At 70.7% G+C, this 22055-nt stretch carries 22 protein-coding genes, 1 tRNA gene and 1 pseudogene; 12 read left to right on the top strand and 12 right to left on the bottom strand.

The window, feature by feature from the left end; translation table 11 throughout:
- Nucleotides 1-15 precede the first annotated feature (15 nt).
- Nucleotides 16-606 (top strand): HD domain-containing protein, encoded by a 591-nt coding sequence (locus ABZ934_RS26450; RefSeq protein WP_361317838.1) that lies wholly within the window; start codon nt 16-18, stop codon nt 604-606.
- Nucleotides 607-684: 78 nt separating this feature from the next.
- Here ABZ934_RS26450 and ABZ934_RS26455 read toward each other — a convergent pair.
- A pseudogene (locus tag ABZ934_RS26455) lies at nt 685-1197 on the bottom strand (TetR-like C-terminal domain-containing protein); the annotation flags it as partial.
- 252 nt (nt 1198-1449) lie between these two features.
- Between ABZ934_RS26455 and ABZ934_RS26460 the strand changes: the two are divergent.
- Nucleotides 1450-1974 carry a DUF5956 family protein gene (locus ABZ934_RS26460; protein ID WP_361317840.1) on the top strand — a complete coding sequence of 175 codons (525 nt, stop codon included), beginning with the start codon at nt 1450-1452 and terminating at the stop codon, nt 1972-1974.
- Between the two features lie 61 nt (nt 1975-2035).
- Here ABZ934_RS26460 and ABZ934_RS26465 read toward each other — a convergent pair whose 3' ends face one another.
- The 3 genes from ABZ934_RS26465 to ABZ934_RS26475 form a co-directional block, all read right to left on the bottom strand.
- Nucleotides 2036-3991 carry a hypothetical protein gene (locus tag ABZ934_RS26465; protein WP_361317842.1) on the bottom strand — a complete coding sequence of 652 codons (1956 nt, stop codon included), beginning with the start codon at nt 3989-3991 and terminating at the stop codon, nt 2036-2038.
- A gap of 270 nt (nt 3992-4261) precedes the next feature.
- Nucleotides 4262-4335, bottom strand: a tRNA-Pro gene (locus ABZ934_RS26470).
- 111 nt (nt 4336-4446) lie between these two features.
- Nucleotides 4447-5391, bottom strand: a complete 945-nt coding sequence (locus tag ABZ934_RS26475; RefSeq protein ID WP_361317844.1) for a metallophosphoesterase — start codon at nt 5389-5391, stop codon at nt 4447-4449.
- 79 nt (nt 5392-5470) lie between these two features.
- On the opposite strand from ABZ934_RS26475, the gene ABZ934_RS26480 reads away from it, so the two are divergent.
- Complete coding sequence (locus tag ABZ934_RS26480) at nt 5471-5932, top strand: GatB/YqeY domain-containing protein (protein WP_361317846.1); 462 nt, start codon at nt 5471-5473, stop codon at nt 5930-5932.
- 90 nt (nt 5933-6022) lie between these two features.
- Here ABZ934_RS26480 and ABZ934_RS26485 read toward each other — a convergent pair whose 3' ends face one another.
- Nucleotides 6023-8317, bottom strand: coding sequence for a transglycosylase domain-containing protein (locus tag ABZ934_RS26485; RefSeq protein WP_361317848.1), 2295 nt, complete (start codon nt 8315-8317; stop codon nt 6023-6025).
- A gap of 396 nt (nt 8318-8713) precedes the next feature.
- On the opposite strand from ABZ934_RS26485, the gene ABZ934_RS26490 reads away from it, so the two are divergent.
- Nucleotides 8714-9064, top strand: a complete 351-nt coding sequence (locus ABZ934_RS26490; RefSeq protein WP_053676911.1) for a WhiB family transcriptional regulator — start codon at nt 8714-8716, stop codon at nt 9062-9064.
- A gap of 26 nt (nt 9065-9090) precedes the next feature.
- On the opposite strand, the gene ABZ934_RS26495 is transcribed toward ABZ934_RS26490, so the two are convergent.
- Nucleotides 9091-10338 (bottom strand): ArsA family ATPase, encoded by a 1248-nt coding sequence (locus ABZ934_RS26495; RefSeq protein WP_361317947.1) that lies wholly within the window; start codon nt 10336-10338, stop codon nt 9091-9093.
- Nucleotides 10339-10439: 101 nt separating this feature from the next.
- Nucleotides 10440-11426, bottom strand: a complete 987-nt coding sequence (locus ABZ934_RS26500) for an ArsA-related P-loop ATPase (protein WP_361317850.1) — start codon at nt 11424-11426, stop codon at nt 10440-10442.
- Between the two features lie 98 nt (nt 11427-11524).
- Between ABZ934_RS26500 and ABZ934_RS26505 the strand changes: the two genes are divergently transcribed.
- From ABZ934_RS26505 to ABZ934_RS26525, 5 genes are all read left to right on the top strand, one after another.
- Nucleotides 11525-11689, top strand: a complete 165-nt coding sequence (locus ABZ934_RS26505; protein ID WP_136216794.1) for a DUF4177 domain-containing protein — start codon at nt 11525-11527, stop codon at nt 11687-11689.
- Entirely contained in the window at nt 11686-12159 is a 474-nt protein-coding gene (locus tag ABZ934_RS26510) for a RidA family protein (protein ID WP_361317852.1), read from the top strand. The genes ABZ934_RS26505 and ABZ934_RS26510 overlap by 4 nt, the downstream gene beginning before the upstream one ends.
- Before the next feature lie 333 nt (nt 12160-12492).
- Nucleotides 12493-13422, top strand: a complete 930-nt coding sequence (locus ABZ934_RS26515) for an NUDIX hydrolase (RefSeq protein WP_361317854.1) — start codon at nt 12493-12495, stop codon at nt 13420-13422.
- Nucleotides 13419-14264, top strand: coding sequence for an MBL fold metallo-hydrolase (locus ABZ934_RS26520; protein WP_361317856.1), 846 nt, complete (start codon nt 13419-13421; stop codon nt 14262-14264). Before ABZ934_RS26515 ends, ABZ934_RS26520 begins: the two co-directional genes overlap by 4 nt.
- Complete coding sequence (locus tag ABZ934_RS26525) at nt 14261-14560, top strand: hypothetical protein (RefSeq protein WP_361317858.1); 300 nt, start codon at nt 14261-14263, stop codon at nt 14558-14560. The genes ABZ934_RS26520 and ABZ934_RS26525 overlap by 4 nt, the downstream gene beginning before the upstream one ends.
- Nucleotides 14561-14784: 224 nt before the next feature.
- Here ABZ934_RS26525 and ABZ934_RS26530 read toward each other — a convergent pair whose 3' ends face one another.
- On the bottom strand, nt 14785-15459 hold the full coding sequence (locus ABZ934_RS26530) for a Crp/Fnr family transcriptional regulator (protein WP_003981529.1): 675 nt from the start codon (nt 15457-15459) through the stop codon (nt 14785-14787).
- A 210-nt stretch (nt 15460-15669) separates the two neighbouring features.
- Between ABZ934_RS26530 and nth the strand changes: the two genes are divergently transcribed.
- From nth to ABZ934_RS26545, 3 genes are all read left to right on the top strand, one after another.
- Nucleotides 15670-16656, top strand: coding sequence for an endonuclease III (gene nth / locus ABZ934_RS26535; RefSeq protein WP_361317949.1), 987 nt, complete (start codon nt 15670-15672; stop codon nt 16654-16656).
- A gap of 221 nt (nt 16657-16877) precedes the next feature.
- Nucleotides 16878-17540, top strand: a complete 663-nt coding sequence (locus tag ABZ934_RS26540; RefSeq protein ID WP_361317951.1) for a CoA pyrophosphatase — start codon at nt 16878-16880, stop codon at nt 17538-17540.
- 13 nt (nt 17541-17553) lie between these two features.
- Nucleotides 17554-18756 (top strand): MarP family serine protease, encoded by a 1203-nt coding sequence (locus ABZ934_RS26545; RefSeq protein ID WP_361317860.1) that lies wholly within the window; start codon nt 17554-17556, stop codon nt 18754-18756.
- Nucleotides 18757-18797: 41 nt separating this feature from the next.
- Here the strand turns inward: ABZ934_RS26545 and ABZ934_RS26550 are convergent, their stop codons facing one another.
- The 4 genes from ABZ934_RS26550 to nhaA all read right to left on the bottom strand — a co-directional run bounded on the left by ABZ934_RS26550 (nt 18798) and on the right by nhaA (nt 22039).
- A complete protein-coding gene (locus tag ABZ934_RS26550; RefSeq protein WP_361317862.1) occupies nt 18798-18971 on the bottom strand; it encodes a hypothetical protein in 174 nt (57 codons plus the stop codon).
- Nucleotides 18972-19136: 165 nt separating this feature from the next.
- Nucleotides 19137-20096, bottom strand: coding sequence for an alpha/beta hydrolase (locus ABZ934_RS26555; RefSeq protein WP_361317864.1), 960 nt, complete (start codon nt 20094-20096; stop codon nt 19137-19139).
- Nucleotides 20093-20551, bottom strand: a complete 459-nt coding sequence (locus ABZ934_RS26560; RefSeq protein WP_361317866.1) for a phage holin family protein — start codon at nt 20549-20551, stop codon at nt 20093-20095. The genes ABZ934_RS26555 and ABZ934_RS26560 overlap by 4 nt, the downstream gene beginning before the upstream one ends.
- A 51-nt stretch (nt 20552-20602) precedes the next feature.
- Nucleotides 20603-22039 (bottom strand): Na+/H+ antiporter NhaA, encoded by a 1437-nt coding sequence (gene nhaA, locus ABZ934_RS26565; RefSeq protein ID WP_361317868.1) that lies wholly within the window; start codon nt 22037-22039, stop codon nt 20603-20605.
- Between the last annotated feature and the right edge of the window lie 16 nt (nt 22040-22055).

Here is a 22055-nt window from a genome sequence, read left to right on the forward strand (position 1 = left end):
CCTACGCTGCGCCTCATGACATGGACCTTTGACACCGATGCCGGGCGCGCCGCGCTGGAGGTCGCGTCCGAGTACGCGGACGCGACCCTGCTGAACCATTCGATCCGCTCGTACGCCTTCGGGGCGTGGTACGCGCGGCAGCACGACCTGACCTACGACGCCGAGCTCTTCTACGTCGGCGCGCTGCTGCACGACCTGGGTCTGACCGCCCCGTTCGACAGCCACACGCTGCCGTTCGAGGAGGCGGGCGGCCATGTCGCGCGCGTCCTGACGGCGGGGTTGGGCTGGCCCGCCGCCCGGCGGGCGCGGGCGGAGGAAGTGATCGTCCTGCACATGCGGGACGACGTCACGGCCGCCCGGGACGTGGAGAGCCACCTCCTCCAGGTCGGGACGAGCGCGGACGTCTCGGGGCTGCGGGTGGCCGAATTCCCCGAGTCGTTCCTCGCCGACCTCCTCGCGGAGTACCCGCGGCTCGGCTTCGGCAAGGCGTTCCTGACGCTCGTCGAGGACCAGGCGGTGCGCAAGCCCGACTGCGCGGCGGCGGCCTACGTCGCGGGCGGCGCGGCGGCGCGGATCGCGGCGAACCCGCTGGACCACCGCGCCTGAGCCCGGACGGGACTCAGATCCCCCGTTCGATCATGGCGATCACGTCCTGGCCGGCGTCGTGCGCCTGCTCCGGCGTCACACCGCGCAGCGGTCCGTCGATGACCAGGACCGCCGGCCCGTGGACCGCCGACCAGGCGAGGAACTCCGCTCCGGGTCGGCGTTCGGCCGGCAGGGCGCCCGTCTCCACGAGGGCGTCCAGCGTGGCTCCGAACAGCTCGAACGGGGTGAGCCCGCCCGCCCCGCCCGCCCCGGCGGCCGTGGCGTCGGTGGCGTAGGACATGTCGGCGGGGACGCGGAAGGCCGTACGGAACCAACCCGGCTCCGCGACGGCGAAGCGGACGACCCCTGCCCACTGCGCGGAAGCGGGCCCGGGCGCGGGCGACGGGGTCCTCGGCGGCCGGCAGGCCGTCGAGCTCGGCCTCCATCGCGAGGGCCACCCGCGCCATGGCCGCCCGCGACAGCGCGTGGACCAGGACCAGGGCCCCCTCGGTCGGCGAAGTGCCGGTGGGCGGCGTTGGGCGAGACCCCGGCGCGCCGGGTCACCTCGCGGAGCGACACGGCGTCGCGGCCGCCCTCGCGCGCGAGTTCCAGGGCCGCGTCGAGGAGGGCGTTGCGGAGGTTGCCGTGCCGGTAGGTGCTGCGTTTGCGCGGTGCTCCCGGCTGGGGGTGGTCCGGTGTCCGGTGCTGACATGTGAGGCGTCTCCTCCCTGGCGTGGACGGTGATGTGGACAGCGTCTACTTGCGAGCAGCCCACAAAGGCATGTGGACGTCGTCCACATGCCGTCCGTGCGACGCCTCCCGGAGGTCACCCGGATCCCCTGTCGCGTCGGATAGCGTGCCCGCATGTCCTGGGACGAGAGCGGCCCGCCGCACCCCTTCGCGGAACGCCGCTCGGGCCGCAGCGAGCAGGAACCCGACCGGCTGCCCGAGGTGCGGGAGCTGGAGGCCCTCGGTTGGGAGGCCGCGCCCGAGACGCACGCCTGGATCTTCCTCCCGTACGTATGGCCCCCGGCCGCCCGCACCTGGGTCCCGGATCGCGGCACCCGCTGGGCGGTCGAAACCCGCCTGGACGGGCACGGCCACGTCGTGGAAGTGGAGTGCGCCCCGCTCGCCAGACCGGACCTCGACCTCCTCGAAGCCGAGGCCGCCGAGGTCATCGCCGCCCTGGGTCTCCCACCCCGCCCACGCGGCCGCGTCTGGCTCCTGCGCCCGCCCGGCTCCTTCCCCTCGGTCGAAGCGGTCCTCGCCCACCTCGCCGAAGTCGCCCGCGCCCGCGGTGTGGAGCCCCACCACCCCTCGCCCGACCTGCTCGCCCTGACCCGCGCGGAACTCGCCGCCCTCGCCGACCCGACGACCGAAACCGCCTGAGCCGCCCGGCGACACCCGGGGACGTAGCGCGAGCTGCTCGCGGGTGGCTCCACCCATACTTCTAAGAGCCGGCACGACGCCCGAACTGACCGCCACCTTGGGTCAGGATGCGCTGTTCGACGTTGACGAGGCCCAAGAGCGCTGCGGACAGGGCGGCAGGCTCCAGCAGTTGCCGTACGTCTTCCTCGCCCATGAGAATCGGGTCACCTTCCTCGGTCTTGCCGACGAGGGTTCCGTTCAGCCGTTGAGCATGGACTACGTGGGCGACCGCCTCTTCGCCGTAGACGCGCTGCACCAACTCCTGCACCTTCCCCGCGTCCGCCTTGGGCCAGATCTGGTTGGCCCAGTGAGAGAACTCCTGCACGAACACGGGATGGGCGGAGTTGAGGTACACGACGCCTCGGTGCTCGATCTCGTTGATCACGCGGGTGGCGTTGTGCACGTACTGCGCCAGGTACTTGCACTCGTCAGGGTCGAAGGACTTCCAGTCGAACGCCGGATAGCCGCCTCGAACCCGTGAGGGCGATCCCTGCATCGAGCCGGCCGGCGCAGGCACCAGGACGTGTCGGGGCCCCGACGTTCCACCAGCTCCTCCGCGCTGCCCGGAGCCCCCAGCGGTCCGTGGGCTGCCACTTCCCGGAGTACCGGCGAACGATCCGCTTGGGTTCCCGAGCACCTTGCCCATCGCTGAGCTGAGAAGTCTGGAAGCCTTGAATCGAGGGTTCAGCCGGTCCAGGATGCGCGCAAGGTTCTTGGCCATGGACGGATCGGTCTGGGTGGTGCCCTGAGCGCGGGCCAGCTCTTGTGCCTTGGACAATTCCTCGGGGAAGTTGTCGAAGAAGCGGTCCCCCCACTCCTCCCAAGGCAACTCGGAGCCGCCCTTGCCGAAGAGCATGTGGCGGGAAGCCTGCGTGATCACGCCCCATCGGGTGGGCTGACTGTCGCTGTACACCGGGGGGCGCACGATCAGCCAGGTACGTCCCATGATTTCGTCCGTGACACCGAACAGGCGGTACCGGCTCTTGCCCCGGTCCGCGTGGTATGCCTCTCCCTGGTAGTCCACAACCGCAACGGGGCGTTGGGCGATGTAGTCGGACGTACCGCCTACCGGCGCTTCCGGCTCCGGAACGTAGAACCAGTCCACTTGGGTCCCGTGCTCATCGACGGCGACGCTGCCACTTACAGCGATGTCAGGGATGAAGTGCCGCAGGCCGTGGACGCGCCGCGGGCGCCATACCATGGCCTTGCCGTCGGGCAGGCTTACCGTCTTGTCGCGGGTGCTCCGGCGCTCGCCGGCCTTCTTGGCGTACAGGTCGACGACCGTGGTTTCGATGGGCTCGCCATCCCGCTTGGGCACGTCGATCAGCCGACTGTTGAGGTACCGAATGAGGTCGTCGACCGTCTCCTTGCGGGAGGGGTCCTGGTCGCCCATCCATGTGTCGCTGTCCCGGGCCGACCCCAGTAGCACCATGATCGTCCCTGTGCGCATCCACGGGGGACGGATGCTGCTCCAGTCGCAGCCGTGCTCATCGTCCAGGAACGGCTGGACCACGGGCGTAACGCTGACGAAGTCGCCGTTCTCGTCCTCGGCAGACCATTCCTTGAGGGCGTAGTTGCCATCGCCGTCGCGATAGATCCAAAGCATTGCGCCGTCGGGAGCTTCGGTCGTATAGCTGATGACGACTACGCCGTAGGGGTTCCACGGCAAGACGGAGGACTTGAACCCCTGCCCGAAGTTGCCATCAACCCCGATGGGCTTGCCCCCGCCGCCGAACGTCGTGAGGAAGACCTTCAAGTCGTCCGGCCGCATCCCGGCGCCATCATCCATGATCGTGCGCCGCAGTACGCCCTGTCGTTCTGCGGCCTGTTCCTCGATCCCGAAGTGGATGATCGAGGCTCCGCTTTCCTCGGAGTTCTTCCATGCCTCACGGGCCCACTGATAGGGCCCACCCGCTTCGTACGCCTGTCGGATGAGGTGAGGCGTGGCCTCCGCCGGAACATGAACGTACATCGGCATGTTTACCCCCTTCTCCTAGAGCCACAGCCCTAGAAGTTCCGACAAGAGCGGTGGCCCTTGTCGGATGCACCGTACTTCTCCGTCTAGGAGGAGGTGACCGCTTTGCGGAGATGGGGGCTGGGCGCTGGAACGACTGATCGTCTCTCGACGATCTCCGGTCGGTCAGGGCCCGGACGAGATCTTGTCCGAGGATTTCTCCCAGCAGCCCCAGAAACCACTCAGGGGCCTGATCCACTGAGTGGATCAGGCCCCTGACCTGGTCTTACGAAGTCGGGGTGGCGGGATTTGAACCCACGACCTCTTCGTCCCGAACGAAGCGCGCTGCCAAGCTGCGCTACACCCCGATCGCCGCCTGTGCAGCGTGTGCTGTCCTGGCGACATCGATTACTTTAGCGGACCGTCGGCCGGAGACGAAATCCGGTTTTCGCGCGCGCCCGCGCGGCGCCGCGCGATGGTCACCCGGGTTGCCGCGCGGTCAGCGTCAGCAGGGTGGCCTCTGGCGGGCAGGCGAAGCGGACCGGGGTGAAGCGGTTGGTGCCGCAGCCGGCCGAGACGTGGAGGTAGGCGCGGTTGCCGTTCGCCGTGTGCGTGGACAGGCCCTTGACCCGGTCGGTGTCGAGGTCGCAGTTGGTCACCAGCGCCCCGTAGAACGGGATGCACAACTGCCCGCCGTGCGTGTGGCCGGCCAGGATCAGCGGGTAGCGGTCGGCGGTGAACGCTTCGAGGACGCGCAGGTACGGGGCGTGGACCACCGCCATCGAGAAGTCCGCGTCCGCGTCCGGGCCGCCCGCGACCGTCTCGTAGCGGTCCCGCTTGATGTGCGGGTCGTCCAAACCGGTGAAGGCGATCTCCAGCCCGTCCAGCTTCATCCGGGCCCGCCTGTTGGTCAGGTTCGACCAGCCCGCCGCGTCGAAGGCGTCGCGCAGCTCCTCCCACGGGTTGTGGACGGCGCCGACGACCGGCTTGTTGCCGTTCAACCCGTGCCGGCCCTGGGCCTTCTCGATCAGGTAGCGACCGGGATTGCGCAGCCGCGGCCCGTAGTAGTCGTTCGAGCCGAAGACGTACACGCCGGGGAAGGACATCAGCGGCCCGAGGGCGTCCAGCACCTCCGGCACGCCCTCGGTGTCGGAGAGGTTGTCGCCCGTGTTCACCACGAAGTCCGGGCGCAGCCCGGCGAGCGACTGGAGCCAGGCGCGCTTCTTGCGCTGCCCGCTCACCATGTGGATGTCCGACACCTGCAGTATCCGCAGGGGTCGCATGCCGGCGGGGAGGACGGGAACCGTCACCCGGCGCAGCCGGAATGACCGTGCCTCGAATCCGGCCGCATAGGCCACACCAGCGGCCCCCACCGCCGCGATCCCGGCACCGACCTTCAGGGGTACTCCGTAACGCGCACGCATGACCCCATCGTCGCACCCCGCGTCCCCCAGGAGGAAAACCGGCGGGCGCCGACGCCGCCGCACCTGGCAGACTCGGTGCATGACCACGCTCAAGGCCAAGCTCCAGGAAGACCTCACCGCTGCCATCAAGGCGCGCGACGAGCTCAGCTCGTCCACGCTGCGACTGACCCTCGCCGCCATCACCAAGGAGGAGGTCGCGGGCAAGGAAGCACGGGTGCTGTCCGACGACGAAGTCCTCAAGGTGATCGCCAAGGAGGCGAAGAAGCGCCGCGAGGCCGCGGAGGCGTTCAGCCAGGGTGGTCGCGCCGAGTCGGCCGCGCGGGAGCTCGCGGAGGGCGAGTTCCTCGACCGGTACCTGCCCAAGCAGCTCACGGACGAGGAGCTCGGCGAGATCGTCGCGCAGGCCGTCGCCGAGGCGAAGGCGGCCGGGGCCGAGGGGCCGCGGGCGATGGGCGCCGTCATGAAGATCGTGAACCCGAAGGTCGCCGGCCTGGCGGACGGCGGCCGCGTCGCCGCCGCCGTCAAGCAGCGGCTCGCCTAGGTCGACGCCCCTGGTCCCGCTCCAGGGGTCCGGGATACGGAAAGAGGCCCCCGCCGGAATCCGGCGGGGGCCTCTCCTTCGCTACGCGGGCTACTGGACGTCGCCGCCGCCGCCGATCACGCCCGGCGGGATGGGGACGCCGGGGAAGGGGTCGGTGGGAAGGCCGCCCCCGGTGGCTCCGGCGACCGTCGCCCCGGGGTCGCCGTCGCCCGGCTTGCCGTCACGGCCGGGCTTGCCCGGCTTTCCCGGCTTGACCGGGGCGGGGTTGCTCGGCTGCGTCGGCCGGTTGCCGCGGGCGCCCCCGGACGGGGAGGCGGTGTCCCCGACGAACACCGTCTGGAAGCTCTGGTTCTCCCGGCCCGCCAGCGCGCCGGTCACCGCCTGCTTCCAGATCGGGCCGGGCAGCCCGCCACCGTAGACCTTGTCGTAGAACTCGCCGCCGATGGTGATGTTCTCCATCGACACCTGCTTGAGGCCCGCCGAGCCGACCCACGTCGCGCCGGACATGTTCGGGGTGTACCCGACGAACCAGGCGTTGTAGCGGTTCTCGGTCGTACCCGTCTTGCCCGCGCTCTGCCGGTCGGTGAGACCCGCCTGGGCGCCGGTACCGGAGTCGACCACGCCGAGCAGCAGCGTGTTGATGGTGTCGGCGGTCTTCTCCGACATCACCCGCTCGCACTGCGACTTGGGGACGGAGAGCGCCTTGCCGTGCGCGTCGGTGATCGACTCGATGGCGATCGGGGTGCAGCGAACGCCCCGGTTGGCGAAGGTCGCGTAGGCGTTGGCCATGGTCAGCGGGGACATGCCCTGGGTGCCGAGCGCGATGGCGGGGACCTCCGGCAGCTTGGCGCCGTCGGCCGGGACGACGCCGAGCTTGGTGGTCATCTCGGTGACCGGGCAGAGCCCGATGTCACTGATCATCTCGACGAAGTAGGTGTTGACCGACTTGGCCATCGCCTCCCTCATCCCGTACGGGCCTACCTCGGACTCCGACTCGTTCTCCACCCGGTCCTTGGGCTTGCTGTCGTTGACCCAGGGCTTGTCGCCGCAGGTCTGCACGCCGCTCGGGTATTCCATGTCGTGCGGGGAGGCGTACATCTTGGTCGGCGGCATGCCCTGCTCGATGGCCGCTGCCGCGACGAACGGCTTGAAGGTGGAGCCGGTCGGGAAGCCGAAGTTCGAGCCGCCCATCCGCTTGTCGACGGAGTAGTTGATCTGCGTCTCGTCCTTGCCGAAGCCGTACGGCTTGGACTGGCCCATCCCGAGCACCCGGCCGGTGCCGGGCTGGACGAGCGTGACGGCCGTCGCGACCTTGTCGTCCTGGTGGACGTGTTCCTTGATGGACTCGTTGACCGAGTCCTGCGACTGCGGGTCGAGCGTCGTACGGACCGTCAGGCCGCCGCGGTTCCAGAGCTTCGCGCGCTCCTCGCGGGTCTTGCCGAACACGGGGTCGGTCAGGAAGGTGTTGCGCACGTAGTCACAGAAGAAGCCGGCGCCCTTCACGGCGGTGATGCAGCCGTTCTTGGGCCGGGTCACCTTGAGCGTGACCGGCTTCTGCTTCGCCTCGTCGGCCTCCGCCTGCGAGATGTCCTTCATGTCGGCCATCCGCTGGAGGACGATGTTGCGGCGCTTCATCGCCTCCTGCGAGTCGTTGACCGGGTCGAAGCGGGTCGGCGACTGCACCACGCCGGCCAGCAGCGCGGACTCTTCCAGGGTCAGGTCCTTGGCGGGTTTGCTGAAGTAGCGCTGGGAGGCGGATTCGATTCCGTACGCCTGCTGGCCGAAGTAGGTGATGTTGAGGTAGTTCTCGAGGATCTTCTTCTTCCCGAGTTCCTCCTCGACCTGGATCGAGTACTTCAGCTCGCGGATCTTTCGCCCGAGGCTCTTCTCCTGCGCCTCGCGCACCTTCGACTCGTCGTCACCGGCTTCCTCGACGAAGACGTTCTTCACGTACTGCTGCGTCAGCGTGGACGCGCCCTGGGCGGCGCCGCCCTCCTGTGCGTTGCGGTTGACCGCGCGCAGGATGCCCTTGAGGTCGACCGCGCCGTGCTCGTAGAAACGCGAGTCCTCGATGGCGACGATCGCCTTCTGCATGTACGGGGAGATGGCCGTCAGCGGGACGACCTGGCGGTCGCGCGAATAGACCGTGGCGATCAGGCCACCCTCGGCGTCCAGAATCGTGGTGCGCTGGCTCAACGGAGGTGTCTTGAGATTGGCCGGGATCTCGTCGAATCCCTCGACCGTCCCCTTGGCGGCGAGGCCCAGGGCGCCGGCGCCCGGGATCGCGATGCCGGCCAGTACGACTCCGGAGAGGACCGACACCCCGAGGAACTTGGCGGCCTGTTGCGGCCCCGTGAGCCCGCCGCCCGAGCGCTTCTTTCCCATGGAGGGCAGCCTACGTTCTCATTCACCGGACACGGGCGAATGCCTTGGCCTAAGCTGGCGCCAACTGTCACAGCAGTGCGGCGCGACATCAACCCCTCGGCTTGATTCTCACCCTTGCCGAATGCGGTGGACTGATGTCCGAATCCCGCCGTTCACTCGGACGGCGCCCGGCGGTGATTCCCCGATTTCACCCGAATCGCCGGAATGGTCGGGCATGTCGTCCGATCACTCCGTCGGGTGATCTGCCGCTTACCCATAGTCCGTTCGGACCATTCAAGATTGGACCCGTCGGGGGTGTTGCGCTGTGCTCGCCTTCCGTAACGTCCTCAACTGGCAGCGGTGAATATGCCGCTACCGCCGTGGGGGAGCCTCGATTCGGGAGAGGACGGCGCCGGGATGGGCTGGGTTACCGACTGGAGTGCGCAGGCAGCCTGCCGCACTACCGATCCGGATGAACTGTTCGTTCAAGGAGCGGCACAGAACAGGGCCAAGGCGGTGTGCACCGGATGTCCGGTGCGGACCGAGTGCCTGGCCGACGCGCTCGACAACCGTGTCGAGTTCGGAGTATGGGGCGGAATGACCGAGCGGGAGCGTCGCGCGTTGCTGCGCCGGCGTCCCACCGTCACCTCGTGGCGACGGCTGCTCGAAACCGCCCGCACGGAGTACGAGCGCAGTACGGGCATCCTCACCATGGATGTCGACGCGGAGATCGACGTTCCGTACGAGACGTACGCGGCAGCCGGGTAAACCGCCCCAGCCGCACGTACGAACGCCTACGCTCCGGCCGGAACCCCGGTCGCGAGTCGCTCTCCGATGGCCCGTAGCCCGGCGAGGTCGTGCACATCGCCGGGCAGGGCGGCCACCTCGGCCACCGCCACCTCGGGGTGCAGTGAGGTGAAGCGGTCACGCGTGCGCTGTTCGCGCGCGATCACCTGCATCCGCTCGGCGTGCAGACGCAGCAGTCCCGCGGTGATCTCGTCCACGTCGGCGTCGACGGCGCCGGGGGAGCACGTCTCGGGAGTGTCGGTGTCCGCGTCCGAGTCACGAAGTCCAGCTTTCCCGGACTCCTGATCCACAATGCCGGCGTCCTCAAGATTCTCTGCGGCGGCCAACGCCCGCTCCGCGGAGAGCTGTTCGGCCTCACTGCCATGGACCCGGTTCAGTACCAGGCCGGCCAGCGGCATCCGTTCCGCCGCCAACCGCTCGACGAAGTACGCCGCCTCGCGCAGGGCGTCCGGCTCGGGCGCGGCGACCACGAGGAAGGCCGTGCCGGGGGCCTGGAGCAGCCGGAAGGTCGCGTCCGCGCGGGTGCGGAAGCCGCCGAACATCGTGTCCATCGCCGCCACGAAGGTCTGTACGTCCTTCAGCAGCGAAGCGCCCATCAGCTTGCTCAGCGTGCCGGTCATCAACGACATGCCGACGTTGAGGAACTTCATGCCGGCCCGGCCGCCGACCTTCGCCGGGGCCATCAGCACCCGGATGAACTTCCCGTCCAGGAACGACCCCAGCCGCTTCGGCGCGTCGAGGAAGTCCAGCGCGGACCGGCTCGGCGGGGTGTCGACCACGATCAGGTCCCAGTCGTCCCGTGCCCGCAGCTGGCCCAACTTCTCCATCGCCATGTACTCCTGCGTGCCCGCGAAACCGGCCGAGAGCGACTGGTAGAAGGGGTTCGCCAGGATGGCCCGGGCCCGCTCGCCCTCCGCGTGCGCCTCGACGATCTCGTCGAAGGTGCGCTTCATGTCGAGCATCATGGCGTGCAGTTCACCGCCGTCGCCCGAAACGCCCGCGACCTTGCGCGGCGTGTTGTCCAGCGAGGCGATCCCCATCGACTGGGCCAGCCGGCGCGCCGGGTCGATGGTCAGCACGACCACCTTCCGGCCGCGCTCCGCCGCCCGTACGCCGAGCGCCGCCGCGGTGGTCGTCTTGCCGACGCCGCCGGAGCCGCAACACACGATGATCCGGGTGTTCGGGTCGTCCAGCAGGGTGTCGACCGCCAGCGCGGGCGGAGTGTCCAGGCCCATCTCGTCAGCCACCAGCTTCTCGGTCGTGGGCGATTCGGTCCAGGGGGACTCGGTTGGGTGGAATTCGGTCGTCCGCTTGTCCGCCGCCGTGTCGCGCCCGGTCATGCGTCGACCGCCTGCTTGCGCAGTTCCGTCGCCAGCTCGTACAGCCCTGCCAGGTCCATGCCCGAGCCACCGAGCACGGGTAGTTCGTACGTCGGCACGTCCAGCCCCTCCAGTACCGTCCGTTGCTCGCGCTCCAGCCGTACCCGGCTCGTGTGCTCGGCGGCCTGCGCGAGCAGCGGGTCCACCAGCCGCTCGGCCAGACCGCCCCGGCGCGCCCCGCCCAGGCCCGCGCGGGACAGGGCCTTCGCCACATCGGCGCGGCGCTCGCCGGCCGCCGCGCCCAGGGCTGCCTCGTCCAGGTGGTGCGGACGGACCATGTTGACGACGACCCGGCCCACGGGGAGCCCGGCCGCCTCCAGTTCGGCGATCCCGTCCGCCGTCTCCTGGACCGGCATCTCCTCCAGCAGGGTGACCAGGTGGACGGCCGTCTCCGGCGACTTGAGGACCTTCATGACGGCCTGCGCCTGGTTGTGGATCGGCCCGAACCGGGCCAGCCCGGCCACCTCGTCGTTGACGTTCAGGAATCGGGTGATCCGCCCGGTCGGCGGGGCGTCCATGACCACGTGGTCGTAGACGTACCGCCCGGCCTTGTCCTTGCGCCGTACCGCCTCGCACGCCTTGCCGGTCAGCAGGACGTCGCGCAGGCCGGGCGCGATGGTCGTCGCGAAGTCGATCGCGCCGAGCTTCTTGAGGGCGCGGCCGGCCGAGCCGAGCTTGTAGAACATCTGGAGGTAGTCCAGCAGCGCGCGTTCGGCGTCGATGGCGAGCCCGTACACCTCACCGCCACCGCCGGGCGCGACGGCGATCTTCCGCTCCTCGTACGGGAGCGGTTCCGCCCCGAAGAGTTGTGCGATGCCCTGCCTGCCCTCGACCTCCACCAACAGAGTCCGTCTGCCCTCGCGCGCGAGGGCGAGCGCGAGTGCGGCGGCGACCGTGGTCTTGCCGGTGCCGCCCTTGCCGCTGACCACCTGGAGCCTGCTCACAGCGTCCGAGCCTAACGAGTCGGCCGGACGGTTCGTGTTCCGGGCCGGGGAACGAGGCCGCGCGAGAGGCCCCCGCGACAGGCACTACCCTCGCTCCCATGACCAAGAAGTTCGAATACGCGACGGTCCCGCTGCTGGTCCACGCCACCAAGCAGATCCTGGACACCTGGGGCGAGGACGGCTGGGAGCTCGTCCAGGTCGTGCCCGGGCCGAACAACCCCGAGCAGCTCGTGGCCTACATGAAGCGGGAGAAGGCCGCATGAGCGGGACGGTCGAGGCGAAGCTGGCCGAACTCGGCCTGACCCTGCCGGACGTGGTGCCGCCGCTGGCCGCGTACCAGCCGGCCGTGCGGTCGGGCGCGTACGTGTACACCGCCGGTCAGCTCCCGATGGTCAAGGGCAGCCTGCCGGTCACCGGCAAGGTCGGCGCCGAGGTCTCGGCGGTGCAGGCCAAGGAACTGGCCGCGACCTGCGCGCTGAACGCGCTGGCGGCCGTCAAGTCGGTCATCGGCGATCTGGACAAGATCGCGCGGGTCGTGAAGGTCGTCGGCTTCGTGGCCTCCGCCCCCGACTTCACCGGGCAGCCGGGCGTGCTGAACGGTGCGAGCGAGCTGCTGGGCGAGGTGCTCGGTGAGCGCGGCGTGCACGCCCGCAGCGCGGTCGGCGTGGCGGTGCTGCCGCTGGACGCCCCGGTCGAGGTCGAGATCCAGGTCGAACTGGTCCCCGGAGCCTGATCCCCGCCGCGCCCCGGGCCGGTCTTCCGACCCCGTGGGGCTGCCGGCCTCGGTCTTCCGAACGCCCGGCGGCCCCGGCCACGGATTCCGCGCACCCGGGATCCCGGCCTCGCCGGCGTCTGAGACGCGGGTTCCCGGCGGAGTTCGGGGGGCCGGGCGCAGCCCGCGCCGCGCGCCACTCGGCAGCCCCCGCTTCGGGTTCCGGACGCGGGGGCACTCGGTAGCGCCCGCTCCCGCGGGGAGCGACCCCGCGCGTCGCCCGGGGCGGCCGCGCCGGGCGTTCCGGGGCTGGTGCCCCTCGAACATCGCCACGTATGGCCGTAGCATCCGGCCATGCCCAACGGTGAGCAGGGACAACAGCAGTCGCACCCGCAGGAGGCCACCCCTGCCGGGGGCCAGTGGTACCCCCCGGAGTGGCCCGACCGCATCCGCGCGCTCGCGGACGGCTCCCTCACCCCCGTCGAACCCAGACGCGCGGCCACCGTGATGCTGCTGCGGGACACCGACGTCGGTCCCGCCGTGCACATGTTGCGCCGCCGCACCTCCATGGCCTTCGCCGGGGGCGCCTACGCCTACCCCGGCGGCGGGGTCGACCCCCGCGACGAGGACCACCGCATCGGCTGGGCCGGACCGAGCCTCGGGGACTGGTCGGACCGGCTCCGCACGGACCCCCGTACCGCCCAAGCCATCATCTGCGGAGCCGTCCGCGAGACCTTCGAGGAAGCCGGCGTCCTGCTCGCCGGCGAAGCCCCGGACACCGTCGTCGGCGACACCACCGGTGACGACTGGGAGGCCGACCGGCTGGCCCTCGTCGCCCGGGAGCTGTCGTTCGCCGAGTTCCTCGACCGCCGCGGCCTCCTGCTGCGTTCGGACCTGCTCGGTGCCTGGGCCCGCTGGATCACCCCCGCGTTCGAGCCCCGCCGGTACGACACCTGGTTCTTCGTCGCCGCCCTCCCGGAGGGGCAGCGCACCCGCAACGCCTCCACCGAGGCCGACCGGACGGTGTGGATCCGCCCCGAGGAGGCGGCCGCCGGCTACGACAAGGGCGAGCTGCTGATGATGCCGCCCACCATCTCCACGCTGCGCTCCCTGGAGCCGTACGAGAGCGCCGCCCACGCCTTGGCCGGGGCAGTGGACCAGGATCTGACCCCGGTCCTCGCGCAGGCCGCCCTGGAGGGCGGGGATGTGGTGCTCAGCTGGCCGGGGCACGATGAGTTCACCAAGCGCGTCCGCCTCGGACGCCCCGGAGGTGCCACCGCATGACCGACGCCGCAGCCCTGCCCGGCCTGCCCCGAGGAGTGGTCTCCTCCGGGCCCGCCACCGCCCGCGCGGTCAACGTCCTGGCCCCCAACGCCTCCGCGATGACCCTGGACGGGACCAACACCTGGCTCGTCTCCGAGCCCGACTCCGACCTGGCCGTCGTCATCGACCCGGGTCCGCTGGACGAGGGGCACCTACGGGCCGTCATCCGTACCGCGGAGGAGGCCGGCAAGCGCGTCGCCCTGACCCTGCTCACCCACGGCCACCCCGACCACGCCGAGGGCGCCGGCCGCTTTGCCGAGCTCACCGGCACCAAGGTCCGCGCCCTGGACCCGGCGCTGCGGCTGGGCGACGAGGGCCTGTCGGCGGGCCAGGGCATCCGGGTCGGCGGCCTGGAGCTGCGCGTGGTCGCGACGCCCGGCCACACCTCCGACTCGCTCTCCTTCCACCTCCCCGCAGACCGGGCCGTCCTGACCGGGGACACCGTCCTCGGGCGCGGTACGACGGTCGTCGCGCACCCCGACGGCCGGCTCGGCGACTACCTGGACTCCCTGCGCCGGCTGCGTTCCCTCACGGTCGACGACGGGGTCCACACGGTGCTCCCGGGCCACGGTCCGGTCCTGGACGACGCGCAGGGGGCCGTCGAGTTCTACCTGGCCCACCGCGCCCATCGGCTGGCCCAGGTCGAGACCGCCGTGGAGAACGGTTTCCTCACCCCCGAGGCGGTGGTGGCGTACGTCTACGCCGATGTGGACCGCTCGCTCTGGCCGATAGCGGAATGGTCCGTCCGGGCCCAACTCGAGTACCTTCAAGATCACGGACTGATCCCGGGGGGACCTGAGTGACCACGCTGTTCCTGCTGCTCGCACTGATTGCCACGGCCTCGTGGATCACCTCGACGGTGACCCTGCGGATGAAGGCCCTCGAACGCCGGGCGGACCGCCTGGAGCACCGTCTGGGGCTGATGCTGGACCACTTCGGCATCGAGGTGCCCGAGCCGGCCGGGATGGACGAGGTGCGGGCGTTGGCCCGCGACGGCCGCACCATCGAGGCCATCCGCGCCCACCGCCGCGCCACCGGCTCCGGCCTCTCGGAGGCCAAGCAGGCGGTCGAGGCCCTCACGGACCGGCCCGCGTCCTAGCGACGCTCCTTGCCCCGGGCCGGTCAGGACGCGGCGGGACCCGAGGTCCTGCCCACGGCCCGGTCCAGGCCCCGGCCCGGTCCTGGCCCAGGCCCCGGGCCGTGGGCAGGGACGCGGCCGGGCCGGAAATCGCCCACGGCCCCGCCCGGTCGCGCGGGCGAACGACGGAAGGGCCCCACCCCCTGGGGGCAGGACCCTTCCGCATCGGCTGTGGCGAGGTGGCGTCAGCGCGAGCGCTTCGCCAGCCGCTCCACGTCCAGCAGGATCACCGCACGAGCCTCCAGCCGCAGCCAACCGCGGCCGGCGAAGTCGGCCAGCGCCTTGTTCACGGTCTCGCGGGAGGCGCCGACGAGCTGGGCCAGCTCCTCCTGCGTGAGGTCGTGCACGACGTGGATGCCCTCTTCCGACTGAACGCCGAAGCGGCGCGACAGGTCCAGGAGGGCCCGGGCCACGCGACCCGGAACGTCGGAGAAGACCAGGTCGGACATCTGGTCGTTGGTCTTGCGCAGGCGCCGCGCCACGGCGCGCAGCAGCGCCGTCGCGACCTCGGGCCGGGCGTTCAGCCACGGCTGGAGGTCGCCGTGGCCCAGACCCAGCAGCTTGACCTCGGTCAGCGCGGTCGCGGTGGCGGTGCGCGGGCCCGGGTCGAACAGCGACAGCTCGCCGATCAGCTCGCCGGGACCGAGGACGGCCAGCATGTTCTCGCGGCCGTCGGGGGATGTGCGGTGCAGCTTCACCTTGCCCTCGGTGACGACGTACAGCCGGTCACCGGGGTCGCCCTCGTGGAACAGGGCGTCACCGCGTGCGAGGGTCACCTCGCCCATGGAGGCGCGGAGCTCCGCGGCCTGCTCGTCATCGAGCGCCGCGAAGAGCGGGGCGCGCCGCAGAACGTCGTCCACGAGTCTCTCTCCTATGTCGACCGGCTCAGGGGACCGCTCCCCATTTTGCCGGACGGCTGAAACAGTGCGATCAATCACAAGGATGCCGGACGTACGGGTGTGCTGTGTGGCGAGAGCCCCATCGGGGTGGTGTTACCAGAGGTCCGGGCGGCTGTCGGCGGCCGGCCTTAGGCTGGCCGGGTGTCCAATAAGCCGGTGAGAGCACAGGCCATGGGGTCCGCAGGAGTGACGGCGGCCCACAATTCAGCCGTGGGCGAACAAGGCCCCGGAACGTCGCCCTCGGAGGTTCCTCCGAGCCCTGAGGGCAAAGCTTCGACCAAGAAACAAGCGCTCGGGCGGCCCGCGAAGCCGGGCACACCGGCCACGGCGGCGAAGGCGGCGAAGACGGCCAAGGCCGCGTCCCCGAAGCCCGCCAGGACCCCGAAGCCGGAATCCCGCCTCGCGATGATCCGCAGGGCCCGCCGGATCAACCGGGAACTGGCGGAGGTGTACCCGTACGCCCACCCGGAACTGGACTTCCGCAACCCGTTCGAGCTCCTGGTGGCCACCGTCCTCTCCGCGCAGACCACCGACCTGCGCGTGAACCAGACGACGCCCGCCCTCTTCGCCGCCTACCCGACGCCCGAGGCCATGGCGGCGGCCGCGCCGGAGCATCTGGAGGAGCTGATCCGGCCGACCGGTTTCTTCCGGGCGAAGTCGCGGTCCCTCCTCGGCCTTTCGCAGGCCCTGTGCGAGAACTTCGGCGGCGAGGTGCCGGGCCGGATCGAGGACCTGGTGACCCTGCCCGGTGTGGGCCGCAAGACGGCCAACGTGGTGCTCGGCAACGCCTTCGGCGTCCCGGGGATCACGGTCGACACCCACTTCGGCCGGCTGGTGCGCCGCTTCAAGTGGACCGAGCAGGAGGACCCGGAGAAGGTCGAGGAGGAGATCTGCGCGATCTTCCCGAAGAGCGAGTGGACGATGCTCTCGCACCGCGTCGTCTTCCACGGCCGCCGGATCTGCCACGCCCGCAAGCCCGCCTGCGGTGCCTGCCCGATCGCCCCGCTCTGCCCGTCGTACGGGGAGGGCGAGACCGACCCGGACAAGGCGCGGAAGCTGCTCAAGTACGAGAAGGGCGGCCAACCGGGCCAGCGGCTGAGCCCGCCGGCGGACTACCCGGGCCTGCCCGCGCCACCGCTGGGCGCCCCGGCGCCCTGAGTACGGTCGCGGGCGCCGCGGGGTGGCTCGCGGAGGAACGAAACCGGCGCCGGCCCGCGTTGAGCGGGTGTCACCGTCGCCGAGGTGGAGCACGGATGCGGATGCGGATGCGGGGAGCAGGGGTGCCTATGACGCGGGGTACGAGGGACGAGAGCATGACGGCGCCGGTGGGCGCGTCGGGGGTCCGGGGCGATGAGTCGTACGTCGGCCCCCGCGACGGCGTGACCCTGAGCACCCGGGGGCTTCCCGGCTGGTTGGATCCGGTGGTCGAGGCCGTGCGTACGGTACGGCCCCACCAGCTGAGCCGGTTCCTGCCCCCCGAGGACGGGCGGGGCCGCCAGTCCGCGGTGCTGATCCTCTTCGGCGAGGGCCCCCGGGGCCCGGAGCTGCTGCTCCAGGAACGCGCGGGGAGCCTGCGCTCGCACGCGGGCCAGCCGTCCTTCCCGGGCGGCGCGCTCGACCCCGAGGACGGCGATCCGCAGACCACGGGCCCGCTGCGCGCCGCCCTGCGGGAGGCCGAGGAGGAGACAGGCCTCGACCCCGCCGGGGTCCAGCTCTTCGGGGCGCTGCCCCGCCTCTACATCCCGGTCAGCGAGTTCGTCGTGACGCCGGTGCTCGGCTGGTGGCGGGTTCCGACCCCGGTCGGCGCCGTGGACCCGGCGGAGACGGCCCGGGTCTTCACGGTGCCGGTCGCGGATCTCGCGGATCCGGCGCACCGCGTGACAGCCGTACATCCGAGCGGTCATCTGGGCCCCGCTTTCACGGTCGAATCGGCTCTGGTCTGGGGTTTCACCGCCGGGGTGATCGACCGGTTGCTGCACTTCGCGGGGTGGGAGCGCGAGTGGGACCGATCACGTGAGGTCACGATCGACTGGCGCGCATGAGACGGTGGCCCACGTGAACGTGCTGGACATCCTGTTGCTGGTCGCCGCCGTGTGGTTCGCGATCGTCGGCTACCGCCAAGGCTTCGTCGTCGGCATCCTGTCGGTGATCGGCTTCCTGGGCGGTGGTCTCATCGCCGTGTCCCTGCTGCCTCTGATCTGGGACCGGGTCACGGACAAGGGCACCCAGGTGTCCACCACCGTCGTGGTCATCGCCGTCGTCGTGATCATCATCTGTGCCTCGATCGGCCAGGCCCTCACCACCCATCTGGGCAGCCGACTCAGACGGCACATCACCTGGTCCCCGGCCCGCGCGATCGACGCGACGGGCGGGGCGTTGGTGAACGTCGTCGCGATGCTGCTGGTGGCCTGGCTGATCGGTTCCGCGCTCGCCGGGACCTCGCTGCCCACCCTGGGCAAGGAGGTCCGCAACTCCAAGGTGCTGCTCGGCGTGTCGCGGGTGATGCCGGCGCAGGCGAACACCTGGTTCTCGGATTTCAGTTCGACCCTGACGCGGAACGGTTTCCCGCAGGTCTTCACCCCGTTCTCCAACGAGCCGATCACCGATGTGAAGGCGCCCGACCCGGCGCTCGCCCGCAGCGGTGTCGCCGACCTGGCCAAGCGCTCGATCGTGAAGGTCGTGGGCACCGCCCCGAGTTGCAGCAAGGTGCTGGAGGGCACGGGCTTCGTGTTCGCTCCCGGCAAGGTGATGACCAACGCGCACGTCGTCGGCGGGGTCGCCGAGCCGACCGTGCAGGTGGGCGGCGAAGGCAAGCTCTACGACGGCAAGGTGGTGCTCTACGACTGGGAGCGGGACATCGCCGTCCTGGACGTGCCCAAGTTGAAGGCGCCCGCGCTGGAGTTCACCGAGAAGGACGCGGCGAGCGGCAGCGACGCGATCGTCGCCGGCTTCCCGGAGAACGGCGCGTACGACATCCGTTCGGCGCGCGTCCGCGGCCGGATCAACGCCAACGGCCCGGACATCTACCACCGCGGCACGGTCCGACGCGACGTGTACTCCCTGTTCGCGACGGTCCGCCAGGGCAACTCCGGCGGCCCGCTGCTGACGCCCGAAGGCAAGGTGTACGGGGTCGTCTTCGCCAAGTCGCTGGACGACCCGAACACCGGTTACGCCCTGACGGCGAACGAGATCCGCGACGACATCAGGAGTGGGAAGACGGCCGAACGGCGCGTCGACAGCCAGGGCTGCGCCCTGTAAGGGGTGTCCGTCCTCGCGGGACCGCGGGGCCCTGAGGGGTTCTACATCCGCGGATGGCGCAGCCGGGCCGATACCCAGCGGGCCCGGCGGCGCAGGATGCGCGGAATCCCGAGTCGAGGGTCGTGGCCGTCGCGGCCTTCCCCCTCGTGGGTGCCCGGCGCGGTGGCCGAGCGGCGTTCGTATGCGGTGTCACGGTAGTCGTGCGTCCAGCCCATACTCCGAGCTGTGCCCGGGCCCCAAGGTCGGTAATCCCGTACTCGGCGGCCAATTGGCCTATGCGCCGGGCAATTGAACAACCATCACACGGTCGTATGAATGATCGACCGATTGTCAGGCCGGCTCGCGCAACGGCCCGGGCAACGGCCCGGGCAACGGCGCGCTCAGCGGTCCGGTTCGGGGTCCTTGAGCCAGTTCACCAGTTCCGTCGAGAAGGCCGCCGGGTCCTCCTCGTGCGGGAAGTGCCCCAGCCCGTCGAACAGCCGCCAACGGTAAGGAGCTTCGACGTACTGCCCGCTGCCCGCCGCGCTCCGCGTACGCATCACCGGATCGAGCGAGCCGTGCAGGTGCAGCGTCGGCACCCGGACCGGCCGCTTCATGCGCCGGTTGAACTGGAGCCCGTCGGGCCGGGCCATCGAGCGCATCATCCAGCGGTACGGCTCGATCGAGCAGTGCGCGGTGGACGGGATGCACATCGCGCGCCGGTACACCTCGACATCGGCGTCGTCGGGCGGCACCGGACCGGACCAGTCCCGGATCAGCCGGCCCACGAGCGCCCCGTCGTCGGCGACGAGCTGCCTTTCGGGGACGAACGGCCGCTGGAAGCCCCAGATGTGCGAACTCGCCCGGGTCTGCGCGAAGTCCGCGAGCATCGCCGCGCGCCAGCGGCGCGGGTGCGGCATCGAGGAGACCGCCAGCCGGCGGACCAGCTTCGGCCGCATCACGGCGGCCGTCCAGGCGAGGTAGCCGCCCAGGTCGTGCCCGACGAGCGCGGCGTCCGGCTCGCCGAGGGACCGGATGACACCGGTGATGTCCAGCGCCAGGTTCGCCGGGTCGTAGCCGCGCGGTGTGCGGTCGCTGCCGCCGACCCCGCGCAGGTCCATCGCGACGGCGCGGTAACCGGCGTCGGCGAGTGCGGTCAGCTGGTGCCGCCAGGTCCACCAAAACTGCGGGAAGCCGTGCAAAAGGAGCACCAACGGCCCGTCACCCAGCTCGGCGACGTGGAACCGCGCGCCGTTGGCGGCGACGTCCCGATGCGTCACCTCTCTCCCGCCGGGGATGTCGAGCCGTACCGCCGAGGCGGCCGTGGGCGGGGTGCCGGAAGCCGGCGAGGGCGCTGTCATGAGGACGAGCGTGCCACACCCACAGCCTTGTCACTGACCGGCCGGGGATGCGGCTTGACGGTGCCGATGACCGCAGCGGTCTGCTTCACGGAGGCGATGGACCTCTCCGGCGGCTTGACCTTCTTGAACTTCGAGACGGCCAGCAGCGCGAGCACGCCGGCGAGCAGCAGGAACGCCGCGCCGACGATGAGGAAGGACCAGGCGAGTCCCAGCCCGAGGTTGTGGATCCCGTATGCCGCGGCGAAGCTCAGCACCGGCAGGGAGAAGAGTGCGAACACTCCCGCGACGGAAATCGCGGCGCCGCCGATGCCCGCGCGCTTGACGTCCTGGCGCAGCTCCGCCTTGGCGAGGGCGATCTCGTCGTGCACCAGGGCGGACATCTCTGCGGTCGCCGAGGCGACCAGCCGGCCGAGTGTGCGCTCGGCTCCTTGCACCCCTTGGTCCAACGCGCTCATCGCTCTCTCCCTACGTCGTCCGTCGTCGACGGCTGTCCTCCGTCAGTCAGATCATGCCGGACGGTCGCGCTCTGCGCTGGACCCGGCCGCGGCTTCGTCGTTCACGAGCGTCGCGGCCGCTGCCGCGAGGCGGCGGTGTTCGGCCGCCTTCTCCTCGTGGATCCGTGCCATGCGCAGGTGGTACTCGGGGTTGTCCAGTTCGTAGATGTCCGGGATGCCGTCGCGGTCCTCGTCGCGGTCCTCGGCCTCCGTCAGCGCCCTGTATTTGCGGTCGCGGAGCTTGAGCAGCACGCCCGCGACGATCGCGGCGATGAGCGAGCCGATCAGGACGGCCGCCTTGACCTCGTCGGTGAGGGTTTCGTCGCCCGCGAAGGCGAGTTCGCCGATGAGCAGGGACACCGTGAAGCCGATGCCGGCGAGCGAGGCGACCGCGAGGACGTCCGGCCAGGCGAGGTCCTCGTTCAGTTCGGCCTTGGTGAAGCGGGCGGCCAGCCAGGTCCCGCCGAAGATGCCGATCGTCTTGCCGACGACCAGGCCGAGCACCACGCCGAGGGTCTCCGGCCGGGTGAAGACCTGGGTGATGGCCTCGTCGGATAGCGACACGCCGGCGGAGAGCAGGGCGAAGAGGGGGACGGCGAGGGCGGCGGAGAGAGGGCGTACGAGGTGTTCGACGTGCTCCCCCGGAGAGGTGTTCTCGCCCTCCTTGCGGGTGCAGCGCAGCATCAGGCCCATCGCGACACCGGCGATGGTGGCGTGGACTCCGCTGTTGTACATCAGGCCCCAGATCACCAGGGCGAGCGGGACGTAGACGTACCAGCCGCGGACGCCGATGCGGAGCAGGAACCAGAAGAGCACCAGCCCCACCACGGCGCCGCCGAGCGCCACGAAGTCGATGTCGCTGGTGAAGAACACCGCGATGATCAGGATGGCGAACAGGTCGTCGACGACCGCGAGGGTCAGCAGGAAGGCCCGCAGGGCCGAGGGGAGGGAGGTGCCGATGACGGCGAGGACCGCGAGCGCGAAGGCGATGTCGGTGGCGGTCGGTACCGCCCAGCCGTCCGTCGAGCCCTCCCCGAGCAGGTTGACCAGTACGTAGACCAGCGCGGGCATCGCCATGCCGCAGACCGCGGCGATCACCGGGAGGGCGGCCGCCTTGGGGTCGCGCAGGTCGCCCGCGACGAGTTCGCGCTTGAGCTCGATGCCGGCAACGAAGAAGAAGACGGCGAGCAGGCCGTCCGCCGCCCAGTGCTGGAGGGAGAGGTCGAGGCCGAGCGCGGCGGGGCCGAGATGGAAGGACCGGACGCTGTCGTAGCTGCTCGCGAGAGGGGGGACGTTGGCCCAGACGAGTGCGGCGATCGCGGCCACCAGGAGGAGCACGCCACCGACGGTTTCGGTCCGCAGGGCGTCGGCGACGTAGCGGCGCTCGGGCAGCGAGAGCCGGCCGAGCAGCTTGCGGCTCTGGTGGTCGGTGGGGCTGGGCGCGGCCACGGGGGGACCTCCGGGT

This window comes from Streptomyces sp. NPDC046557 (genome assembly GCF_040645975.1).
Lineage (GTDB): Bacteria > Actinomycetota > Actinomycetes > Streptomycetales > Streptomycetaceae > Streptomyces.